16 protein-coding genes are annotated in these 17,928 nt (G+C 65.9%); 10 read left to right on the top strand and 6 right to left on the bottom strand.

Translation table 11 applies throughout. The features are described 5' to 3' along the window. The first annotated feature begins 7 nt into the window (after positions 1-7). The 6 genes from B1964_RS12775 (at position 8) to B1964_RS12750 (ending at position 6,900) form a co-directional block, all read left to right on the top strand. Positions 8-1,156: a branched-chain amino acid ABC transporter permease gene (locus B1964_RS12775; protein ID WP_253193983.1), complete on the top strand. Its 1,149-nt coding sequence runs from the start codon at positions 8-10 to the stop codon at positions 1,154-1,156. Then, positions 1,153-2,130, top strand: a complete 978-nt coding sequence (locus tag B1964_RS12770) for an ABC transporter ATP-binding protein (RefSeq protein WP_079930027.1) — start codon at positions 1,153-1,155, stop codon at positions 2,128-2,130. Before B1964_RS12775 ends, B1964_RS12770 begins: the two co-directional genes overlap by 4 nt. Before the next feature lie 52 nt (positions 2,131-2,182). Continuing rightward, positions 2,183-2,926, top strand: a complete 744-nt coding sequence (locus tag B1964_RS12765) for an ABC transporter ATP-binding protein (protein ID WP_079930026.1) — start codon at positions 2,183-2,185, stop codon at positions 2,924-2,926. 36 nt (positions 2,927-2,962) lie between these two features. Continuing rightward, positions 2,963-3,529, top strand: a complete 567-nt coding sequence (locus tag B1964_RS12760) for a GNAT family N-acetyltransferase (protein ID WP_079930025.1) — start codon at positions 2,963-2,965, stop codon at positions 3,527-3,529. A gap of 72 nt (positions 3,530-3,601) precedes the next feature. Then, positions 3,602-6,343 (top strand): DNA polymerase I, encoded by a 2,742-nt coding sequence (gene polA, locus B1964_RS12755; RefSeq protein WP_079930024.1) that lies wholly within the window; start codon positions 3,602-3,604, stop codon positions 6,341-6,343. A gap of 47 nt (positions 6,344-6,390) precedes the next feature. Continuing rightward, positions 6,391-6,900, top strand: a complete 510-nt coding sequence (locus B1964_RS12750; RefSeq protein ID WP_079930023.1) for a hypothetical protein — start codon at positions 6,391-6,393, stop codon at positions 6,898-6,900. Between the two features lie 19 nt (positions 6,901-6,919). Here the strand turns inward: B1964_RS12750 and B1964_RS12745 are convergent, their stop codons facing one another. Genes B1964_RS12745 through B1964_RS12735 form a run of 3 tightly spaced genes read right to left on the bottom strand, consistent with a single transcriptional unit; the run spans position 6,920 to position 10,702 of the window. After that, positions 6,920-7,531: a TetR/AcrR family transcriptional regulator C-terminal domain-containing protein gene (locus tag B1964_RS12745; RefSeq protein WP_079930022.1), complete on the bottom strand. Its 612-nt coding sequence runs from the start codon at positions 7,529-7,531 to the stop codon at positions 6,920-6,922. A gap of 35 nt (positions 7,532-7,566) precedes the next feature. Beyond that, the gene (locus B1964_RS12740) at positions 7,567-9,204 is read right to left on the bottom strand and encodes an amidohydrolase (RefSeq protein WP_079930021.1); all 1,638 of its coding nucleotides are present in this window, start codon (positions 9,202-9,204) and stop codon (positions 7,567-7,569) included. Further along, on the bottom strand, positions 9,185-10,702 hold the full coding sequence (locus B1964_RS12735) for an APC family permease (protein WP_079930020.1): 1,518 nt from the start codon (positions 10,700-10,702) through the stop codon (positions 9,185-9,187). Before B1964_RS12735 ends, B1964_RS12740 begins: the two co-directional genes overlap by 20 nt. A gap of 157 nt (positions 10,703-10,859) precedes the next feature. On the opposite strand from B1964_RS12735, the gene B1964_RS12730 reads away from it, so the two are divergent. From B1964_RS12730 to B1964_RS12715, 4 genes are all read left to right on the top strand, one after another. Beyond that, positions 10,860-11,954 (top strand): isocitrate/isopropylmalate family dehydrogenase, encoded by a 1,095-nt coding sequence (locus B1964_RS12730; protein ID WP_172398832.1) that lies wholly within the window; start codon positions 10,860-10,862, stop codon positions 11,952-11,954. Positions 11,955-12,079: 125 nt separating this feature from the next. Next, on the top strand, positions 12,080-13,012 hold the full coding sequence (locus tag B1964_RS12725; protein WP_172398831.1) for an ABC transporter substrate-binding protein: 933 nt from the start codon (positions 12,080-12,082) through the stop codon (positions 13,010-13,012). 2 nt (positions 13,013-13,014) lie between these two features. Beyond that, the gene (locus tag B1964_RS12720; protein ID WP_079930017.1) at positions 13,015-13,983 is read left to right on the top strand and encodes an amino acid ABC transporter permease; all 969 of its coding nucleotides are present in this window, start codon (positions 13,015-13,017) and stop codon (positions 13,981-13,983) included. Then, positions 13,970-14,752, top strand: a complete 783-nt coding sequence (locus B1964_RS12715) for an amino acid ABC transporter ATP-binding protein (RefSeq protein WP_006373258.1) — start codon at positions 13,970-13,972, stop codon at positions 14,750-14,752. The genes B1964_RS12720 and B1964_RS12715 overlap by 14 nt, the downstream gene beginning before the upstream one ends. A 44-nt stretch (positions 14,753-14,796) precedes the next feature. Here the strand turns inward: B1964_RS12715 and B1964_RS12710 are convergent, their stop codons facing one another. The 3 genes from B1964_RS12710 to B1964_RS12700 form a co-directional block, all read right to left on the bottom strand. Beyond that, a complete protein-coding gene (locus tag B1964_RS12710) occupies positions 14,797-15,639 on the bottom strand; it encodes a class I SAM-dependent methyltransferase (protein WP_079930016.1) in 843 nt (280 codons plus the stop codon). Between the two features lie 37 nt (positions 15,640-15,676). Further along, a complete protein-coding gene (locus B1964_RS12705) occupies positions 15,677-16,954 on the bottom strand; it encodes a lipase family protein (RefSeq protein WP_253193982.1) in 1,278 nt (425 codons plus the stop codon). A 185-nt stretch (positions 16,955-17,139) separates the two neighbouring features. Further along, positions 17,140-17,703: a 2'-5' RNA ligase family protein gene (locus B1964_RS12700; protein WP_079930014.1), complete on the bottom strand. Its 564-nt coding sequence runs from the start codon at positions 17,701-17,703 to the stop codon at positions 17,140-17,142. Between the last annotated feature and the right edge of the window lie 225 nt (positions 17,704-17,928).

Below are 17,928 nucleotides of genomic sequence, written 5' to 3'. Positions count from 1 at the left end.
CCCCCCCATCCGAACATGGTGGGAAGGCCTGCCGCGGGTCATGCAGTGGCTCGTCGGGGTTCCGCTGATCATCCTGATCGCCCTGCTTCCCGTCATCAATCCACCGCTCATCACCACGACCGCCACCAACTTCGGGGTGGTGATGGCGACCTTCGCGATGACCGCCCTGATCGCGATCGGTCTCAACGTGGTGGTCGGGCAGACCGGTCTCCTCGACCTGGGGTACGTGGGGTTCTACGCCGTCGGCGCGTATGTCGTCGCGCTGATGACCAGCCCGTCGAGCCCGTTGTGGGGCAGCACCGACCACGGGTTCTTCTCCGGTCCGTGGGCCTGGCTGGCGTGTGTGCCGCTCGCGATCATCATCACCGGGATCACCGGTGTCATCCTGGGCACCCCGACGCTGCGCGTGCGCGGCGACTACCTCGCGATCGTGACCCTCGGCTTCGGTGAGATCGTGCGGCTGCTCGCCGACAACCTCACCGACGTCACCAACGGTGCCACCGGGCTGCAGAGCGTGCTCTACCCGGAGATCGGCCGGTCCGCCGACAGCCCCGGTGGTGTGTTCTCCACCGCCAACAACACCTCGTCACTGAACTACGGCGTGTGGTGGTACTGGTTCGGCATCGTGGCGGTGATCATCGTGCTCATCGTCATCGGCAACCTCGAGCGCAGCCGTGTCGGTCGCTCCTGGGTGGCCATTCGCGAGGACGAGGATGCCGCCGAGATCATGGGCGTACCGACCTTCAAGTACAAACTGTGGGCGTTCGTCATCGGTGCCGGGATCGGCGGTCTGTCCGGGGCGTTCTACGCCGGGCAGGTGCAGTACGTCGACCCCACGGCATTCACCGTCATCAACTCGATGCTGTTCCTGTGTGCGGTCGTACTCGGTGGCCAGGGCAACAAGCTCGGCGTGATCGCCGGTGCGTTCATCATCATCTACCTACCCGCCCGCGTGCAGGGCATCTCGGTGGGTGGAGAAGCGTTGAGTGAGTACAAGTATCTGTTCTTCGGGATTGCCCTCGTGGTGCTCATGATCTTCCGTCCACAGGGTCTGTTCCCGGCACGCGCCCGGCTGATCACGTTCGGACGCCAGGTGTACGCCGCGATCCGACGCACCCCCAAACCGGCGCCGTCGACCGAGGAGGCGGCCGCATGAGTCACCGCACGCCCGACGAACCGAACCCGGCATCCGGTGCACCGGACCTCACCAAGCAGATCGCCGAGGTGCGCGCAGACCCCGAGGCGACCACCCTGGTCAACCCGGCCGACATCGACCCGGATCTGGCCGATCCCGCAGCGGTCGCCGAAGCCGTTGCACCGCAACGTGACATCGCGGTCGACGAGGGCGAAACCCTGCTCAAGGTGGAGGGACTGACCGTCGAGTTCGGCGGGTTGGCCGCCCTGGACGACGTCAGTTTCGAGATCCGCCGCGGTGAGATCCTCGGCCTCATCGGACCGAACGGTGCGGGTAAGACGACCTGCTTCAACGCGATCACCGGGGTGTATCGACCGACCCGCGGCACGGTCACCTTCGACAATGCGCCGTTGGGAAAGCTCAAGCAGCACAAGATCACCCGTCGAGGTATTGCCCGCACCTTCCAGAACGTCCGGCTCTGGGGAGAGATGACGGCGCTGGAGAACGTCTGTGTGGGCACCGATGCGCGCCACAAGACCTCGGTGTTCGGCGGCATTCTGCGGACGCCCCGGCATTACCGGGAAGAGCGTGATGCCGTGGATCGCGGGATGGCGCTGCTGGAGTTCGTCGGGATCGGTCCACGTGCCGCGGAAAAAGCATCCAACCTTCCCTACGGCGATCAGCGTCGACTCGAGATCGCGCGAGCACTGGCCACCGAACCGAAACTCCTGTGCCTCGACGAACCCGCCGCCGGCTTCAACCCCAGCGAGAAGACCGCACTGATGGGCCTGATCGAGAAGATCCGCCAGGACGGGTACACGATCCTGCTCATCGAACACGACATGCGACTGGTCATGGGCGTCACCGACCGGATCGTGGTGCTCGAGTTCGGCCGCAAGATCGCCGAGGGGTCACCCAAAGACGTCCGCGACAATCCGGCGGTGATCGCCGCCTACCTGGGGGTACCCGATGACCAGATCGACGAACATGTCTGAGCCGCACGAGTCAGCAGCACGAGAGTCGGCACAGCCAGAGTCGGGGCAGGCGGTGTCGGGGAAAACGGTGTCGGCACCGCCGGTTCTCGAACTCACCGACGTCGTCATCCACTACGGACGCATCCAGGCGCTGCACGGCATCTCGTTGCGGGTCGAGGCGGGCGAACTCGTGACCCTGCTCGGTGCCAACGGTGCCGGCAAGTCGACGACGATGCGCGGGATCTCCGGGCTGAACAAGCTGACACAGGGCGACATTCGCTTCAACGGAGAGTCGATCACCCGACTTGCACCGCACGAGCGGGTCAAACGCGGCATCATCCAGGTGCCGGAGGGGCGGCGCATCTTCCCGGGGATGACGGTTCTCGAGAATCTCGACATGGGTTGCTACGGGCGGAAATTCGAGAACAAGACGTCCTACAACGAGGCCCTGGACCATGTGTTCGAGGTGTTCCCGCGGCTCGGTGAACGCCGAAAACAATTCGGCGGAACCATGTCCGGGGGTGAGCAGCAGATGCTGGCCATCGGGCGTGCGCTGATGGCTCGGCCCAAGCTGCTCCTGCTCGACGAACCGTCGATGGGTCTGGCGCCCATGGTGATCCAACAGATCTTCCGGATCATCGGACAGATCAACAGCGAGGGCACGACGATCCTACTGGTCGAACAGAATGCGCAGCAGGCACTGAGCCGATCCGACCGCGGCTACATCCTCGAAACCGGATCGATCACCAAGGAGGGGGCAGGCAAGGATCTGCTCGTCGACGACGCCGTGCGCGAGGCATACCTCGGCGTCGCCTGAGTCCGGTTCGCCTCGGCCTGCACGTAGAGTCGGTACATGGCCGACACGACGGTTGTTCCCACCCGCGATCTCGATGTGACCAGTTCGCTTCTGGCGCAAGCCTTCATCGACGATCCGGTCACCCGGTGGATCGCGCCGGATCCGCGCGGCGACGTGCAGATGTTCCGCACCCTGGTCCGGTGGACGCACCGCAGTGACGTGGCGCCGGACCTCGCGGTGCGTGCCGGGGAGCCGGTCGGGATCGCGGCGTGGGATCCGCCCGGGTATCGGGTGTCGCGTCTCGACGAGATCCGTGCGCTGCCCGGGTTCGTCCGCTCGCTACGGACGGGAATTCGCCGCGGTGCGGTGGTCGAGTCGACCTTCGCGAGGCTGCGACCCGAAGAACCGCACTGGTACCTCGGGCAGCTCGGCGCGATCCGTCATGGCGAGGGCATCGGCACCGCCCTGCTCGAGGCCGGGATCGCACGCGTCGACGGACCGGCGTACCTCGAGAGTTCCAACGTCGCCAACATCCCGCTGTACGAGCGCTTCGGGTTCGAGGTGGTGCGCGAGGTACGGCTTCCCGGCGGCCCGTCGGTGTGGCCGATGTTCCGCAAGGGATGACCGCCGCGACGGGTTCGGCCGGTCGTTGCGGGCGGCGAAGGTCTGTCAGGGGTCGCCACTAGACTCGTCCGGGTGAGTCCCGCACAGAGTTCGACCGCCACCCGCGGCAAGACCAAGGCCAGCACCCAGCCGACGCTGATGCTCCTCGACGGGCATTCCCTGGCCTACCGGGCCTTCTTCGCGTTACCGGCCGAGAACTTCAAGACCGAGACCGGTCAGCACACCAATGCGGTGTACGGCTTCACCTCGATGCTCATCAACCTGCTGCGCGACGAGGAGCCGACGCACATCGCCGCAGCGTTCGACGTCTCGCGGAAGACCTTCCGCTCGGAGATGTACCCGGAGTACAAGGCACAGCGGTCGAAGTCGCCGGACGAGTTCAACGGGCAGGTCGATGTCACCAAGGAAGTCCTCGATGCGCTCGGCATCCAGGTGTTCGCCATCGACGGCTACGAGGCCGATGACATCATCGCCACGCTCGCCACCCAGGCCGAGGCACAGGGCTTCAAGGTCCTCGTGGTCACCGGTGACCGGGACTCGCTGCAGCTGGTCGACGATTCGGTGACCGTCCTCTACCCGCGTAAGGGTGTCTCCGACCTGACCCGCTTCACCCCGGAAGAGGTCGAGAAGAAGTACGGGCTGACGCCGTCGCAATACCCCGACTACGCAGCGCTGCGCGGCGATCCGAGCGACAACCTCCCGGGTATCCCGGGCGTGGGGGAGAAGACGGCATCGAAGTGGATTCGCGAATACGGTTCACTGGCCTCCCTCGTCGATCACGTCGATCAGGTCAAGGGCAAGGTCGGCGACGCGCTGCGGGCCAATCTCGCGTCGGTACAGACGAATCGTCAACTCACCGAACTCATCCGAGACATGCAGCTGCCTGCCGGGCCCGACGATCTGGCCCGGGTCGGCTGGGACCGCGACCGCATCCACCAGTTGTTCGACGACCTCGAGTTCCGGGTGCTGCGGGATCGGTTGTTCTCCACGCTCAGCTCGGTCGAGCCGGAGGCGGAGGCGGGCTTCGATCTCGACGGTTCGGTGCTGGCGGCCGGACAGATCACCGGCTGGCTCGACGATCACGCACGCACCGGGCGCACCGGGCTGACCGTGACCGCGCCACATACCGTCGTCGGTGCCGACATCACCGGGATCGCCCTGGCCGCCGCGGACGGCGTGTCGGCATATGTCGACATCACCCAGCTCGACCCGACCGACGAGAAGGCCCTCGGTGGCTGGCTGGCCGACCCGGACACACCCAAGGCCCTGCACGAGACCAAGTGGGCGATCCACGCGCTGCGCTCGCGCGGCTGGACGCTGCGCGGCGTCACCAGCGACACCGCGCTGGCCGCCTATCTGGTGCGCCCCGGCCAACGCTCGTTCAACCTCGACGATCTGGCCTTGCGCTACCTGCGTCGAGAGCTGCGCGCCGACGACGGCGCAGGCAACGATCAGCTCTCGCTGCTCGACGAGGACGGTGGGTTGGCCCAGCAGGCCGAGCAGCACATGCTCGAGGCGCGTGCGGTCGCCGAACTCGCCGACACCCTCGACACCGAACTCGATCGCATCGATTCGCGGCCCCTGCTGACCGACATGGAACTGCCGCTGCTGTTCGTCCTGTCGGATCTGGAGGCCGCTGGCATCGCCGTTGACGTCGATCACTTCGGCACCTTGGAGGAAGGCTTCTCCGAGCGCATCCGCGCCGCCGCGGAAGCGGCCTACGAGGTCATCGGGGAGCAGATCAATCTCGGGTCGCCCAAACAGCTGCAGACGGTGCTGTTCGACAAACTCGAGATGCCCAAGACCAAGAAGACCAAGACCGGCTACACCACCGACGCCGACGCCCTGCAGACGTTGTACGAGAAGACCGAGCATCCGTTCCTCGCGCATCTGCTCGAGCATCGCGATGCCACCCGGCTGAAGGTGACCGTTGACGGGTTGCTGAAATCCGTCGCCGACGACGGCCGGATCCATACGACCTTCAATCAGACCGTCGCGGCCACCGGACGACTGTCGTCGACCGAACCGAATCTGCAGAACATCCCGGTGCGCACCGAGGCCGGCCGCGAGATCCGTCACGGCTTCGTCGTCGGCCGCGCCGAGGACGGGACGCCGTTCGACTGTCTCATGACCGCCGACTACAGCCAGATCGAGATGCGCATCATGGCGCACCTGTCCGAGGACGCAGGGCTGATCGAGGCGTTCAACACCGGCGAGGATCTCCACAACTTCGTCGGGTCCCGCGCGTTCGGCGTGCCGATCGACGAGGTGACCACCGAGATGCGCCACCGCGTCAAGGCCATGTCGTACGGACTTGCCTACGGGCTCAGCGCTTTCGGGCTCGCAGCGCAGCTGCGGATCAGCCGCGACGAGGCCAAGGAACAGATGGAGGCCTACTTCGCCCGGTTCGGTGGGGTCCGTGACTACCTGCACAACGTCGTCGCCGAGGCGCGCCGAAACGAGTACACCGCAACATTATTCGGCCGCCGACGCTATCTCCCCGATCTGAACAGCGACAACTGGCAGCGCCGACAGGCAGCCGAACGCATGGCGCTCAACGCGCCCATCCAGGGCACCGCAGCCGACATCATCAAGGTCGCGATGATCAACGTCCACAAGCGGCTCACCGCCGAGGAACTGCGCTCGCGGATGCTGCTGCAGGTGCACGACGAACTCGTCATCGAGGTCGCCGACGGCGAACGCGATCAGGTCGAGACCGTGGTCCGCGAGGAGATGGGCAATGCCATCACGCTGTCGGTGCCGTTGGAGGTGTCGGTCGGCTACGGCCGGTCGTGGGACGACGCCGCGCACTGACGATCACCCTCCGACGATCCTGAGTAACCGACGATCACGAGCAGCGCATGTATGACGACCGACGCCCGACCCGACCGCCATGGGTGGTCCCGGTCGTGGTGGGTTGTGTCGTCGGTCTGATCGCCGTCGCGGCGGTCATCGTGGGACTCAAACTGTCCGGGGGCCAATGGAATACGGGTCCGAGTACGGCCGCAGGCTCCACGGCTCCGACAATCGTCGTCACACAGACGACGACCGAGTCGGCCACACCGACCGAGACCACCACCGACGACACCACACCGGCGGACAGCGAGCCGAGCGACGCACCGACCCCATCGCTACCGGTGCCACCGGTCGCCGACACCGTCTGGTACGCGCAGTTCGGCGCGTTCGGCAGCTATCGGCGGGCCGAACAAGCCCGCGACAACCACTACGGCTCGTTGATCCTGCCCGGTGAGATGCTCGGATCGGGCAGTCGCTACGTGGTGGCCCGCCCCACCAGCTCACGCACCGACGCCGAAGACGTCTGCGCGCACTTCGACTCCGGATCGTGCGTGGTCAAGCAACGCGTCGAGTGACGCGGGTGGGTCGGGGCATTTACCGGAGCAGTCGGCGTTCCAGCGCGTTGAGTAACAGGCCGAGCCCGAAATCGAAGGCGGCATCGGCGCGTTGGCGTCCGCTCGGGGCGGCGGCGACCGCTCTGGCGAGCGCACTGTCGGCGGCGAGGGACTCGACCGACCACACCGTCGCCGGTGCCGCGGCGTCGAGCGCCGAGCCGAGCGCGAAGGTGTCGAGGAGCGTGATGAGGTGCAGGATCTCCGTGTCGGCGAATCCGGCGGCGACGAGGCACTGCGCGAGGTGGTCGTAGCTGTTCAGGATCGCCGGAGCTTCGACCGTCTGCCCGGTGAGCGCTCGCACCAGCGCCGGATGCGCTCCGAAGGCGTCCCGGTAGGTCCGTACCCACGTGGTGACCGCTCCACGCCAGCCGCCGGACCAGTCGACGTCGTCGGCCATTGCCACCGCGATGGTGCCGCGCACGAGCTCGAGTACCTCTTCCCGTCCGGAGACGTGGTGATAGAGCGAGGAGACCGCCACGCCCAGCCGTTTGGCCAGCCCGGGCATGGTGAAGGTCTCCTTCGCGTCGAGTTCGGCGAGCGCGGCGCGAGCGATCGAGTCGCGGTCGAGGAGCGGCGAGGTCGGTCGGGGCACGACGTCAGCCTAGGACATCACCCCGCGCTAACCGATCATGCTCGGAACACGAACCGTCCGTCGACCATCGTCGCGACGACGGGAGCGTCGGCCAGCTCGTCGGGTGGGGCGGTCAACGGGTCGACGGCGAATGCGGTGAAATCGGCGCGGGCGCCGACCCCGATCCAGCCGGCGTCGGCAGATCCCTGGGCGCGGGCGGCGTGAGAGGTGTATCCCTCCAGGGCCATCGACGCGGTCAGTCCCTGCTCCGGGCACACCGGGATCTCGTCGAGATGGCCTGCGCGACGCCGCAACTGCGCGTCGGCGAGGATCTTGCGCGGGTCGAATGGTGCCACCGGCCAATCCGATCCGAGCGCCAACAGTGCTCCCGAGTCGCGGATGTCGCGGGTGCGGAACGCCCGGTTCGCACGCTCGGTACCGAGCCGGACCGACCAGTTGTCGCTCTGATCGCCACGCGTGTAGAGGGTGCAGTGGTTGGGCTGCATGCTGGCGACGACGCCGGTCGCGGCGAACCGCGACACGAGATCGTCGGGCAGGGTTTCGATGTGTTCGATCCGGTGCCGGACGCCGGTGGGAGTCGCGGGGGTGTCGGCGAGGGTGTCGAGGGTATATCGGATACCCGCGTCGCCGATAGCATGGGTCACCGTCGGTACCCCACGTGCGGCGAGATAACGGACGGCTTCGCGATACTCGGCCGGATCGGGCCACAGCGGTGCGGTCGATTCGCCGTGTGCGTCGGCGTGTTCGAGCCACGCGGTCCCGCCGTCGATGGTGCCGTCGATCATGAACTTCACCCCGTCGACCCGCCATCGCCGCCCACCGTGCCTCTGCAGCTCGACGATGTGGTCGAGTTGTGCGCGATCGGTGCCGGGCATGCAGAACGGTGCGAACCGCAACCGTATCGGTAGATCTCCCGAGTCCTCCAGGGCGGCAACGAGTTCTCCGCTGTCTGCCTCGAAGTCCATGGCGTTGCCCGAGGTGATCCCGGACTGGGCCATGGCGGTCAGCACCTCGTGTAGGCGCCGACGACGAGCAGCCGCCGGTTCGTTCGGTAGGGCGCCGTCAACGAGCTCGACGGCCTCGAGCTCGAGCAGATGTCCGGTGGGAATCCCGTCGGTGCACACGATCTCGGCGTTGCCCGCAAAGGGGCGTGGACCGTGCACTTCCGCCGCGTGCAGCGCGGCCGGACTCGCGAGCGCCGAGTGCGCGTCGAAGAGGTAGATGAACACGGGGACACCGTCACCGAGTGCCTCGACGATCGGCGCATGGGTGATCGGGCGGTCGCCGAAGACGTTGGGGTCCAGCCCCCAGCCGAGCACCCACCCGTCGGTGCGGGGTGCGGCGCGCAACGCTACGACGAGTTCGTCGAGGTTCGTCACCGACGAAAGATCATGTCCGGCGGTCATCTTCAAGCCAAGTACCGGATGAATGTGTCCGTCGATGAGTCCAGGCGTCAGGGTTGCGTCACCGAGATCGATGACGTCGGTGGCGCCACCGATCTCGGTCTTGATCGAGCGCGCGTCGCCGACGGCGGTGACCCGGCCGTCGCGGAGGGCGATAGCCTCGACGGGCGCGCCGGAGCGCAGGGTGTGGATGGTGCGGGCGAACAGGACGGTGTCTGCCGGGCTCATTTCGGTGATCTCCTCGGTGTGTTCAGCGTTCGGTGTCGGCATGCGGGTCGTCGTACAGCCCGCCGATGCGGTCGAAGACGCGTGGTCGTCGCAGCCGGAAGTATTGGGCCACCGCGATTCCCGCGAGCAGCACGGCGCCGACGAGGCCGACCAACCACGTATTGGTGGTGGGGTCGGCGTTGGTGAGCAGCTCGATCTTCGAGATCAGGACCGCCAGCGCCACACCGAGTACCACGATGCTGACGATTCCGGCGATGACGGCGACCCGTTCGACTCGCACGAGGCGTTTGCGCGCGAAGTAGGCCACCACGGCGATCGCGGTGATCAGTTGCAGCGCAATGATCCCGACCACTCCGGGGGTGTTCACCAGGAGCAGGAGACGGTAGTAGGGGTCGGCGCCGGCGATGGCGAAGGCGCCCACAACGACCGTGGCGATGACGGTTTGCAGTGCACCGGCGCGCGCCGGTGACCGGAACACCGGGTGTGTGCGGTCGAGATAGGCGGGCAGCACGCCGTCGCGGGCCAGTGAATACGTGTAGCGGGTGATCGCATTGTGGAAAGCGATCTGTGAGGCCAGAGCACTGGTCACGATGAGTATCGACATGACGTCCGTGGCCCACGTTCCGACGTAATGGGTCATCGCGGAGAAGAACAGTCCCGCAACGTCGTTGGTGGCCGCGGCCTGGACCTCGCGGGCGCCGAAGGCCTGCACCATCGACCAGACGATGAAGCAGTACGCGATGGCCATGAAGCCGACCGCCCAGTACGTTGCCCGAGGGATGGTCCGGTCGGGGTTGCGCGCCTCCGAGCGGTAGAGCGCGGTGGACTCGAATCCCATGAACGCGGCGAAGGCGAAGGCGAGGATGCCACCCATTCCGGGAGCGAACACCGCGGACGGATGGAAGGAGTCGAAGCCGATCCCGTGGGCGCCGCCCTGCGCCAGCACGGCGAACGCCAATATCAGCAGGATCCCGGTTTCCAGGGAGAGCAGCACCCCGAGGAACTTCGCCCCGACGTCGATTCCGCGCCGACCGACGTACCAGACGATAACGATCGCGGCGAGTGCGAGATAGGGCCACCCGATGGTGATGCCGAACAGGCGGGTGATCGCGTCCTGGGTCTGGATGGCCATCAAACCGTAGACGCCGATCTGCAGGGCGTTATAGGCGACGACGGCCAACAGCCCGCATCCGAGTCCGACGGACCGGCCGAGACCGAGCGTGATGTAGGAGTAGAACGCTCCCTTTCCACCGGTTGCCCTGGTCATCGCCATGAAGGCCACGGCGAAGATCGCGAACGCGGCACCGGCAACCAGGTAGGCGACCGGCGCCCCGGCCCCGCCGATGGACAGTGCCAAGGGGGCGACGCCTGCCATCACGGTCAGCGGTGCGGCCGCCGCGATCACCATGAAGGCGATGGCGGGGGCGCCGAGCGCATTCTGTTTCAGGCCGATTTCCGGTGGTGGTGGACTGTCGAGGCCCTCGGGGCGTGCCGGCTCGGGCGGAGTGGCAATCGATGGGGTCGCCGGTTGTCGGGTCATGGGAGTGCTCTTTTCGCAAGCTGTGAGATCTGCGGAGGGTTAAACGAATCAGATTCGGTTAAGAGCATGAGGCACGTCACACCCGCTGTCAACAGCAGGCGTGGATGGGTCGCACGCCTGCCCGTTCAAGGTCGGTTCAGCCGATACGCTCGGTCCGATGAACACAACGAGGACGCGACGACGCATCGGTGTCATGGACGGCGACGGAATCGGGCCGGAGATCGTCCCCGTCGCCAGGGACGTCGTCTCCGCGGCGGGCGAGCTCGCCGGCATCGAATTCGATTGGGTGTCACTGCCACTCGGCGTGACGGCGATCGAGACTCACGGGCGTCCGGTCCCCGAGGAGACGCTCGAGGCGCTCGACGATCTCGACATCTGGATCCTGGGCCCACATGACTCGGCGGGCTACCCGGCGCAGTTCGCCGCTGACCTCACCCCGGGTGCGACCATCCGCAAGAGATTCGGGCTCTACGCCAACCTGCGACCGTGCCGGGCGATGCCCCGTGTCGGCGCACTCGCGCCCGACCTCGACGTCGTCATCGTCCGGGAGAACTCCGAGGGCTTCTACGCCGATCGCAACATGACGGTCGGGTCGGGCGAATTCATGCCCACGCCCGACGTCGCGCTCGCCGTGGGGGTGATCTCACGTGCGGCGACCGAACGGATCGCACATCAGGCGTGCCGACTCGCGCGCGAACGTTCGGGTCGGCTCACCATCGTGCACAAGGCGAATGTGCTGCGACTGACCACCGGGCTCTTCCGGGATGTGTGTCGGGAGGTCGCCGAGCAGTATCCGGGACTCGTGGTGGACGACAAACACGTCGATGCCATGGCGGCCCTGCTGGTTCGTCGGCCCGGCGACTTCGACGTCGTCGTGACCGAGAACCTGTTCGGCGACATCCTGTCCGATCTCGCGGGTGAACTCGCCGGATCGTTGGGCACCGCGGGATCGGTCAACTGCTCTGACACGGTCGTGATGGCGCAGGCCTCGCACGGCGCAGCCCCCGACATCGCCGGACGCGGTGTGGCCGATCCGATCGCGATCATCGCCTCCGCCGCGATGGCGTTGCGGTGGTGGGGAACCCGCCACGACGACAGTCGGATGCTCGCGGCAGCCACGGCCATCGACACCGCCGTCGGTGACAGCGTCGCCGCCGGTGCCCGGACACCGGATCTCGGCGGTACTGCCACGACGGCCGATGTCGGCCGCGCCGTGGTCGATCATCTGAGTCGGCAAGGCCGAACCGGTTAATCTCTCGTAACCAACCGGTGAAAGCAGCTCCGAGGAAGTAAGTTCAGACGGCGGGGGACAGCCCTGTCTTCTGATCGGCCGACCTGCCCCGGAGAGTGATCCCGAGGCGCGAAGGGATAGTTGTGATGCGCGATCTCCGATCGTTCGGCAGCCTACGACGTCTGCCCGGGATCTTCATGTTGCTCGTGGGGGTAATCGCCCTTGTGGTGGCGGGCTGCTCGAACGATGACTCGTCGACGGGTGCCGGCGGTAGCTCGGCCATCCAGCCGACAACCGTCGATGTTGCCAAGCAAGCCGACATCGCGGCACTGTTGCCGGCGGGAATCCGGGAGTCCGGACAGTTGATCGTCGGTGTCAACGTGCCCTACGCGCCCAATGAGTTCAAGGACAGCAACGGTCAGATCATCGGCTTCGATGTGGATCTGATGAACGCGATCGGCAAGGTCCTCGGCGTCACCCCGGTGTACAAGGAGGCCGATTTCGACAAGATCATCCCGTCGATCCAGGCGGGCACCTTCAACATCGGCATGTCCTCGTTCACCGATAACAAGGATCGCGAGGCTCAGGTCGACTTCGTGAACTACTTCAGCGCCGGCATCCAGTGGGCGCAGCAGGCCGGTGGGAACATCGACCCGACCAACGCCTGTGGCAAGAAGGTTGCGGTGCAGTCGACTACCGTCGAGGACACCGACGAGGTACCGGCAAAGAGCAAGGCGTGCACCGACGCCGGGAAGCCCGCCATCCAGATCCAGAAGTACACCGACCAATCGGAGGCGACCAACGCCCTGGTCCTCGGACGCGTCGACGCGATGTCGGCTGACTCCCCGGTGACCGCCTACGCGATCAAGCAAGCCGGCGGAAAGATCGTGGCCGCCGGACCGGTCTTCGATTCCGCGCCCTACGGCTACCCGATCGCCAAGGGATCCTCACTCGTGCAAGCGGTTCAGAAGGCCGTCCAGTACCTCATCGACAACGGCCAGTACAAGGCCATCGCCGAGCACTGGGGCGTCGAGGCGGGAGTCGTTCCGACCGCTACCGTCAACGGCGCGACCAGCTGACGGTGACCGCTCCGACAACCGGCCCGATCGGTGCCGACCCGGACGTCTCGCCCGGGCCGGCACCGATCAAGGCCGTACCCCTCAAACATCCCGGGCAGTGGATCGCTGCGGCGATCGTGCTCATCCTCGTCTTCCTGTTCGTGTGGGGAGCGGCGACCAACAGTGCATACGGCTGGGGGACCTACGCCAAGTATCTGTTCGACACCCGCATTCTCAAGGGCGTCGGGTACACCCTTGCGCTGACCGTGCTCTCGATGGTGATCGCCATCGTGCTCGGTGTGCTCCTCGCGATGATGCGGCTCTCGCCCAACCTGGTGCTGAGATCGGTGTCGTGGGTGTATCTCTGGATCTTCCGTGGCACCCCGGTGTACGTCCAGCTGGTCTTCTGGGGTCTCTTCCCGTCGCTGTACAAGCAAATCGACCTCGGCATCCCGTTCGTGGTCCAGTTCGCGCACTTTGACATCCAGTCACTCAACGCCGCGTTCACCTTCGCGATGATCGGACTGGCGCTCAACGAATCTGCGTACATGGCCGAGATCGTGCGCGCCGGTATCTCCTCGGTGGGTGAGGGGCAGACCGAGGCGTCGGTGGCGCTGGGGATGTCATGGACCCAGACGATGCGCCGGACGGTGTTGCCGCAGGCGATGCGGGTCATCATCCCGCCGACGGGCAACGAGGTCATCAGCATGCTGAAGACCACCAGCCTGGTGACCGCCGTGCCGTTCAGCCTCGAGCTCTACGGTGTCGCGCACGACATCTCGGGTGTCAACTTCCAGCCGATCCCGCTCCTGTTGGTGGCCTCGACCTGGTACCTCGCAGTCACCAGCGTGCTGATGGTCGGCCAGTTCTACCTGGAGCGTTACTACTCACGAGGGGCGTCGCGACAGTTGACCGGCCGACAATTGAAGGCGATGGCGGCCGCACAGAACAAAGTGCTAGCAGTCGACGAGGAGAGTGATGAGCGCCGTTGAGACCGCTGCGCCACCGATGGTTCGCGCCGATCGGGTGTGCAAGAGCTTCGGGACCCTGCAGGTGCTCAAGGGCATCAGCCTCGAGGTCGCCAGGGGTGAGGTCCTCTGTCTGATCGGCCCATCGGGATCGGGGAAGTCGACGTTCTTGCGGTGCGTGAACCATCTCGAGGTGGTCAATGCCGGGCGGCTCTACGTCGACGGTGATCTGATCGGGTACCGCGAACGCGGCGACAAGCTCTATGAGATGAGCCCGAAGGATGCGGCCAAGCAGCGGCGCGACATCGGCATGGTGTTCCAGCATTTCAACCTGTTCCCGCATCGCACTGCGTTGGAGAACGTGATCGAGGCACCGACACAGGTCAAGAAGCAGAAGAAGGACGCCGCACTCGCGCGTGCCCGTGAACTGCTCGACCGGGTGGGGTTGGCGGACAAGGCCGATACCTATCCGGCCCAGCTCTCCGGTGGGCAGCAACAACGAGTCGCCATCGCTCGTGCCCTCGCCATGGAACCCAAGCTGATGCTCTTCGACGAGCCGACCTCGGCGCTCGATCCCGAACTGGTCGGCGAGGTACTCGGCGTCATGCGGGAGCTCGCGGCGTCCGGGATGACGATGGTGGTGGTCACCCACGAGATGGGTTTCGCGCGCGAGGTGGCCGACCAGCTGGTGTTCATGGACGGCGGTGTTGTCGTCGAAAAGGGTGATCCGCGTGAGGTTCTCGCGAATCCGCAGCACGAGAGGACCAAGAGCTTCCTGTCCAAACTCCTGTGAGCCGGGCACCTCGGCAAGTGATCGTTCGATCCCGTGTCGAGGTGTCACCGCGGTTTGCGGCAGCAGAAGATCGCGGTGCCCGGAAAGTACTGTCCCCGAAGCGGACTCCACTGACCCCAGACGCGCTCGTGGTCGTCCGGCCACTCCGGCTCCACGATGTCGTCGAGAATCAGCCCGGCGGAACGGATCTCGCGCACCCGGTCGCCGATCGTCCGGTGATGCTCGACGTAGGTGATGGTGCCGTCGGCATCGACCTCGGAGTATGGGGTGCGGTTGAAGTAGGGGATGGCAACCGTCAGTCCTGCCGGACCAGGATCGTCGGGGAACATCCAACGCATCGGGTGATTGATGGAGAACACCCACCGGCCACCCGGAACGAGAATCCTTGCGGCCTCGGCCATCACGCGACTCGAATCGGCGACGAACGGGACCGCACCGAACGACGAGAACGCGATGTCGAAGGACGCGTCGGCGAACGGCAGCGACTCGGCCGTCGCCTGGATCAGCGGGACCCGAGGTTCGCCGAGGCGATCCATCGCGGCGAGGCCGTGGCCGAGCATGCCGCGGGACAGATCGATGCCCACGACGTGCGCTCCCTGGGTCAGGAGCCACCGCGAGCACGGCGCCGAGCCGCAGCCGACCTCGAGGATCCGACGACCCGACACCTCACCGAGGAGCTGCGCATCCGCCTCCCGCAGGTCCTCGGGACACCAGACGAAGTCGCCGCCGGGTGTGTCGGCGCCGAGGAAGCTGCCGTGCTCACCATGGTAGTCGCCGCTCTCGGCGTCCCACCATGAGCGGTTGGCGCGCTCACTCACCGCCGAGTCGATGTCATCGAGCACACGCGGAACATGCTGGGCAGCCGGAGCGCCGAACGAGGAATCCACATCCGCGAGTGTAGGTTGCGGACTCGTCGCTCAGTGGTCAGGCAGTCGGGAGTGGGGTGAGCGCGTTACCGGTGGGGATGCCGCTGCAATAGCCGGCCGGGCGGCCGGCGAACCGATCGGCCAGGAATCGCTCGGCGTCCGCGGCCCACGGGATGAACGCTTCGAAATGACTGAGCTTCGGATAGGTCTTGTACTGGGTGGGGACGCCTTCTCGGCAGTAATGCGTTGCCAGGCCCGCCACATCGGCGTCGATCATGATGCCGTCGCCGGTGCCGTCGACGTTGCCGACACCCAAGAAGACCGGGCTACGGGGTTTGCCCTTGAGCCCCATGATGTTCTGGTTGAACGCTGCCGGTATGCCCGGTACGTCGAGCAGACTGGGGTATTGCGGCTGGAGGAGCTGCGCGTCGGTCAGGCCGGGATACTTCGTCGCGAAATCGATGAGGCACTTGCCCTGTGTCTGAGCGAGAATCGTGGTCCCCTTCGGTGAGAGGTACCGCTGAATCCCCAGGTCGAACACGTCGTTGTAGACGTTCATCAGTGCTGGGATGACGCCCGCCCATTGGGTGCTTCCGTTCACGTAGGGAAGATTGTGCGCGGGATTGACGATCACCCCGCCGGCCGCCACCGCGATGATGTTCAGCTCGGGGGCGTAGGTCGACGCGAGGTCGGCGGCGAAGCCGGTGGGAACAGACCCGCCGGAGTACCCGAACAAGCCGACGGGTGTCGACGCCGGGGCGTGCAGATGGCGCTCAGCGGCTCGAAGGCTGTCCAGTGCGGTCTGGGCGGATTCGCGACCCATGGTCCATCTCATCTTGACGCCCTCATAGTCCGGGGCGACCACCGTGTACCCCTGCGCGAGCAGCGTGCCGATGGTGAGGTCGTCGAACTCCGGTCCACGGCCGGTGTTTCCGCCGCGTAGCGCATACGAGGGATCGCACTGCGAACCGAGTGCATCGTATGGCGAGTGGTAGGAAATGATCTTGCGTGGGCCCGGCGTCAGAGGCTCGATGATCGAAGTCACCGCCGCGGTCGGGGCGCCGAATTGATCTGTGGTGCGATACAGAATCTGGGTCGCCGTCGCAGGAAAACGCTTGTCGCCGTACGCCAAACCCACAACCCTGGTCTTCAGTTCGGTGCCGGGCGCAACGTGGGCCAGCGGTCGTGACGTGGTGTAGAAGGGATCCTGGGACGGTGGCACGAGTGGTGCCGCGGATGCCGGCGAAGCCAGGATGACGGAGACGAGAGTCGACAGGAGCGCCGTCAAGACTGTGCCGGCCACTGCGACGGTCAAGACTCTGGGAATTCGGGTCACCGCCGAATCTTAAGGGCTATCACGAGGTCGTGCCAAGCGATTGTCTGAAACGGTGAATCCGCACGGTTGAATGAATTCTTGATCGAAAGAAGATCCGCGAAGAATGACAATTCATCGTGCTTCGGTCATTGAGTTTTGGCAATTCTTCCGTTCATATGATTGCCGGGGCGCGGGCACACGCGATGTCAGTGGTCACGCCCGGCGACGATGCCGGCTGTCCGCATCTCGGGGTCCCAGCGGCGCACACCGGTGATGGTCGCCCGCGTCGTTCTCGGGACGGCGGTGCTGTGCTCAACGATGTCGAGCACGGCGGAGAGGTTCTCGAGCGGGACACGTCGCGCCAGGGTCACGTGTGGCGTCCACGATCCGGGTGAGCAGTGCTCGTAGACCCCTCGGTCCCCGGCAACGTCGAAGGCGAACCCGGAACCAAGTCGCAGGATCCGAGCGTGCACCGACAACAGTTCGCTCGTCGGCACCACCAGGCGCGCGACGACGCGGAGGCTGCCGCGACCGAACACGATCACCGCGCCGAGGGCCACCTCGAACGGCATGTGTTCGCCCACAGCCGCCAATGGTTCGTCGATCGCGGCCTCTATGCGCTCGGCGGCGAGAGCCGTGATGTGCGGCCGATTGGTGGCCGATCGGATGTCGGCCTGGGACGGGAGTCCGGCATCGGCGAGAGCGGTCCACTGTGCGCGAACCCGCTGGTCAGTGACCTCATCGAGGATGAATTCCACCGAGTGGGCCATCGTATGCGCCTCCCGCTGTCGATCTGGTCGTGGGGGCTCCGAACGTGGCCGTACGGCATTTGCCCAGCGCATTGCCGCTGGAGTAGTGTTGTCTCAGCGCGTGTGCACCATCTCGCGCGGTTGCGCATGCCCTGGATACGGGCTCACGCACTCCCAGCACGACCAAACTGTACCTACTACATATCTGTCCGGAGCAACTCACCAATATGCCGTCCTCCACCATCA

The sequence above is a fragment of the Gordonia sp. i37 genome (assembly GCF_002043085.1).
In the GTDB taxonomy this organism is placed as follows: Bacteria; Actinomycetota; Actinomycetes; order Mycobacteriales; family Mycobacteriaceae; genus Gordonia; species Gordonia polyisoprenivorans.
Note: the sequence above shows the minus strand (reverse complement) of the source record. Positions and strands in the feature narration are given on the sequence as shown.

Coding starts and splice junctions, on each gene's coding strand:
- B1964_RS12770 (WP_079930027.1), top strand. CDS start 1,153: ATGAGTCACCGCACGCCCGACGAACCGAACCCGGCATCCGGTGCACCG.
- B1964_RS12760 (WP_079930025.1), top strand. CDS start 2,963: ATGGCCGACACGACGGTTGTTCCCACCCGCGATCTCGATGTGACCAGT.
- B1964_RS12750 (WP_079930023.1), top strand. CDS start 6,391: ATGTATGACGACCGACGCCCGACCCGACCGCCATGGGTGGTCCCGGTC.
- B1964_RS12740 (WP_079930021.1), bottom strand. CDS start 9,204: ATGCCGACACCGAACGCTGAACACACCGAGGAGATCACCGAAATGAGC.
- B1964_RS12735 (WP_079930020.1), bottom strand. CDS start 10,702: ATGACCCGACAACCGGCGACCCCATCGATTGCCACTCCGCCCGAGCCG.
- B1964_RS12730 (WP_172398832.1), top strand. CDS start 10,860: ATGAACACAACGAGGACGCGACGACGCATCGGTGTCATGGACGGCGAC.
- B1964_RS12725 (WP_172398831.1), top strand. CDS start 12,080: ATGCGCGATCTCCGATCGTTCGGCAGCCTACGACGTCTGCCCGGGATC.
- B1964_RS12715 (WP_006373258.1), top strand. CDS start 13,970: ATGAGCGCCGTTGAGACCGCTGCGCCACCGATGGTTCGCGCCGATCGG.
- B1964_RS12700 (WP_079930014.1), bottom strand. CDS start 17,703: ATGGCCCACTCGGTGGAATTCATCCTCGATGAGGTCACTGACCAGCGG.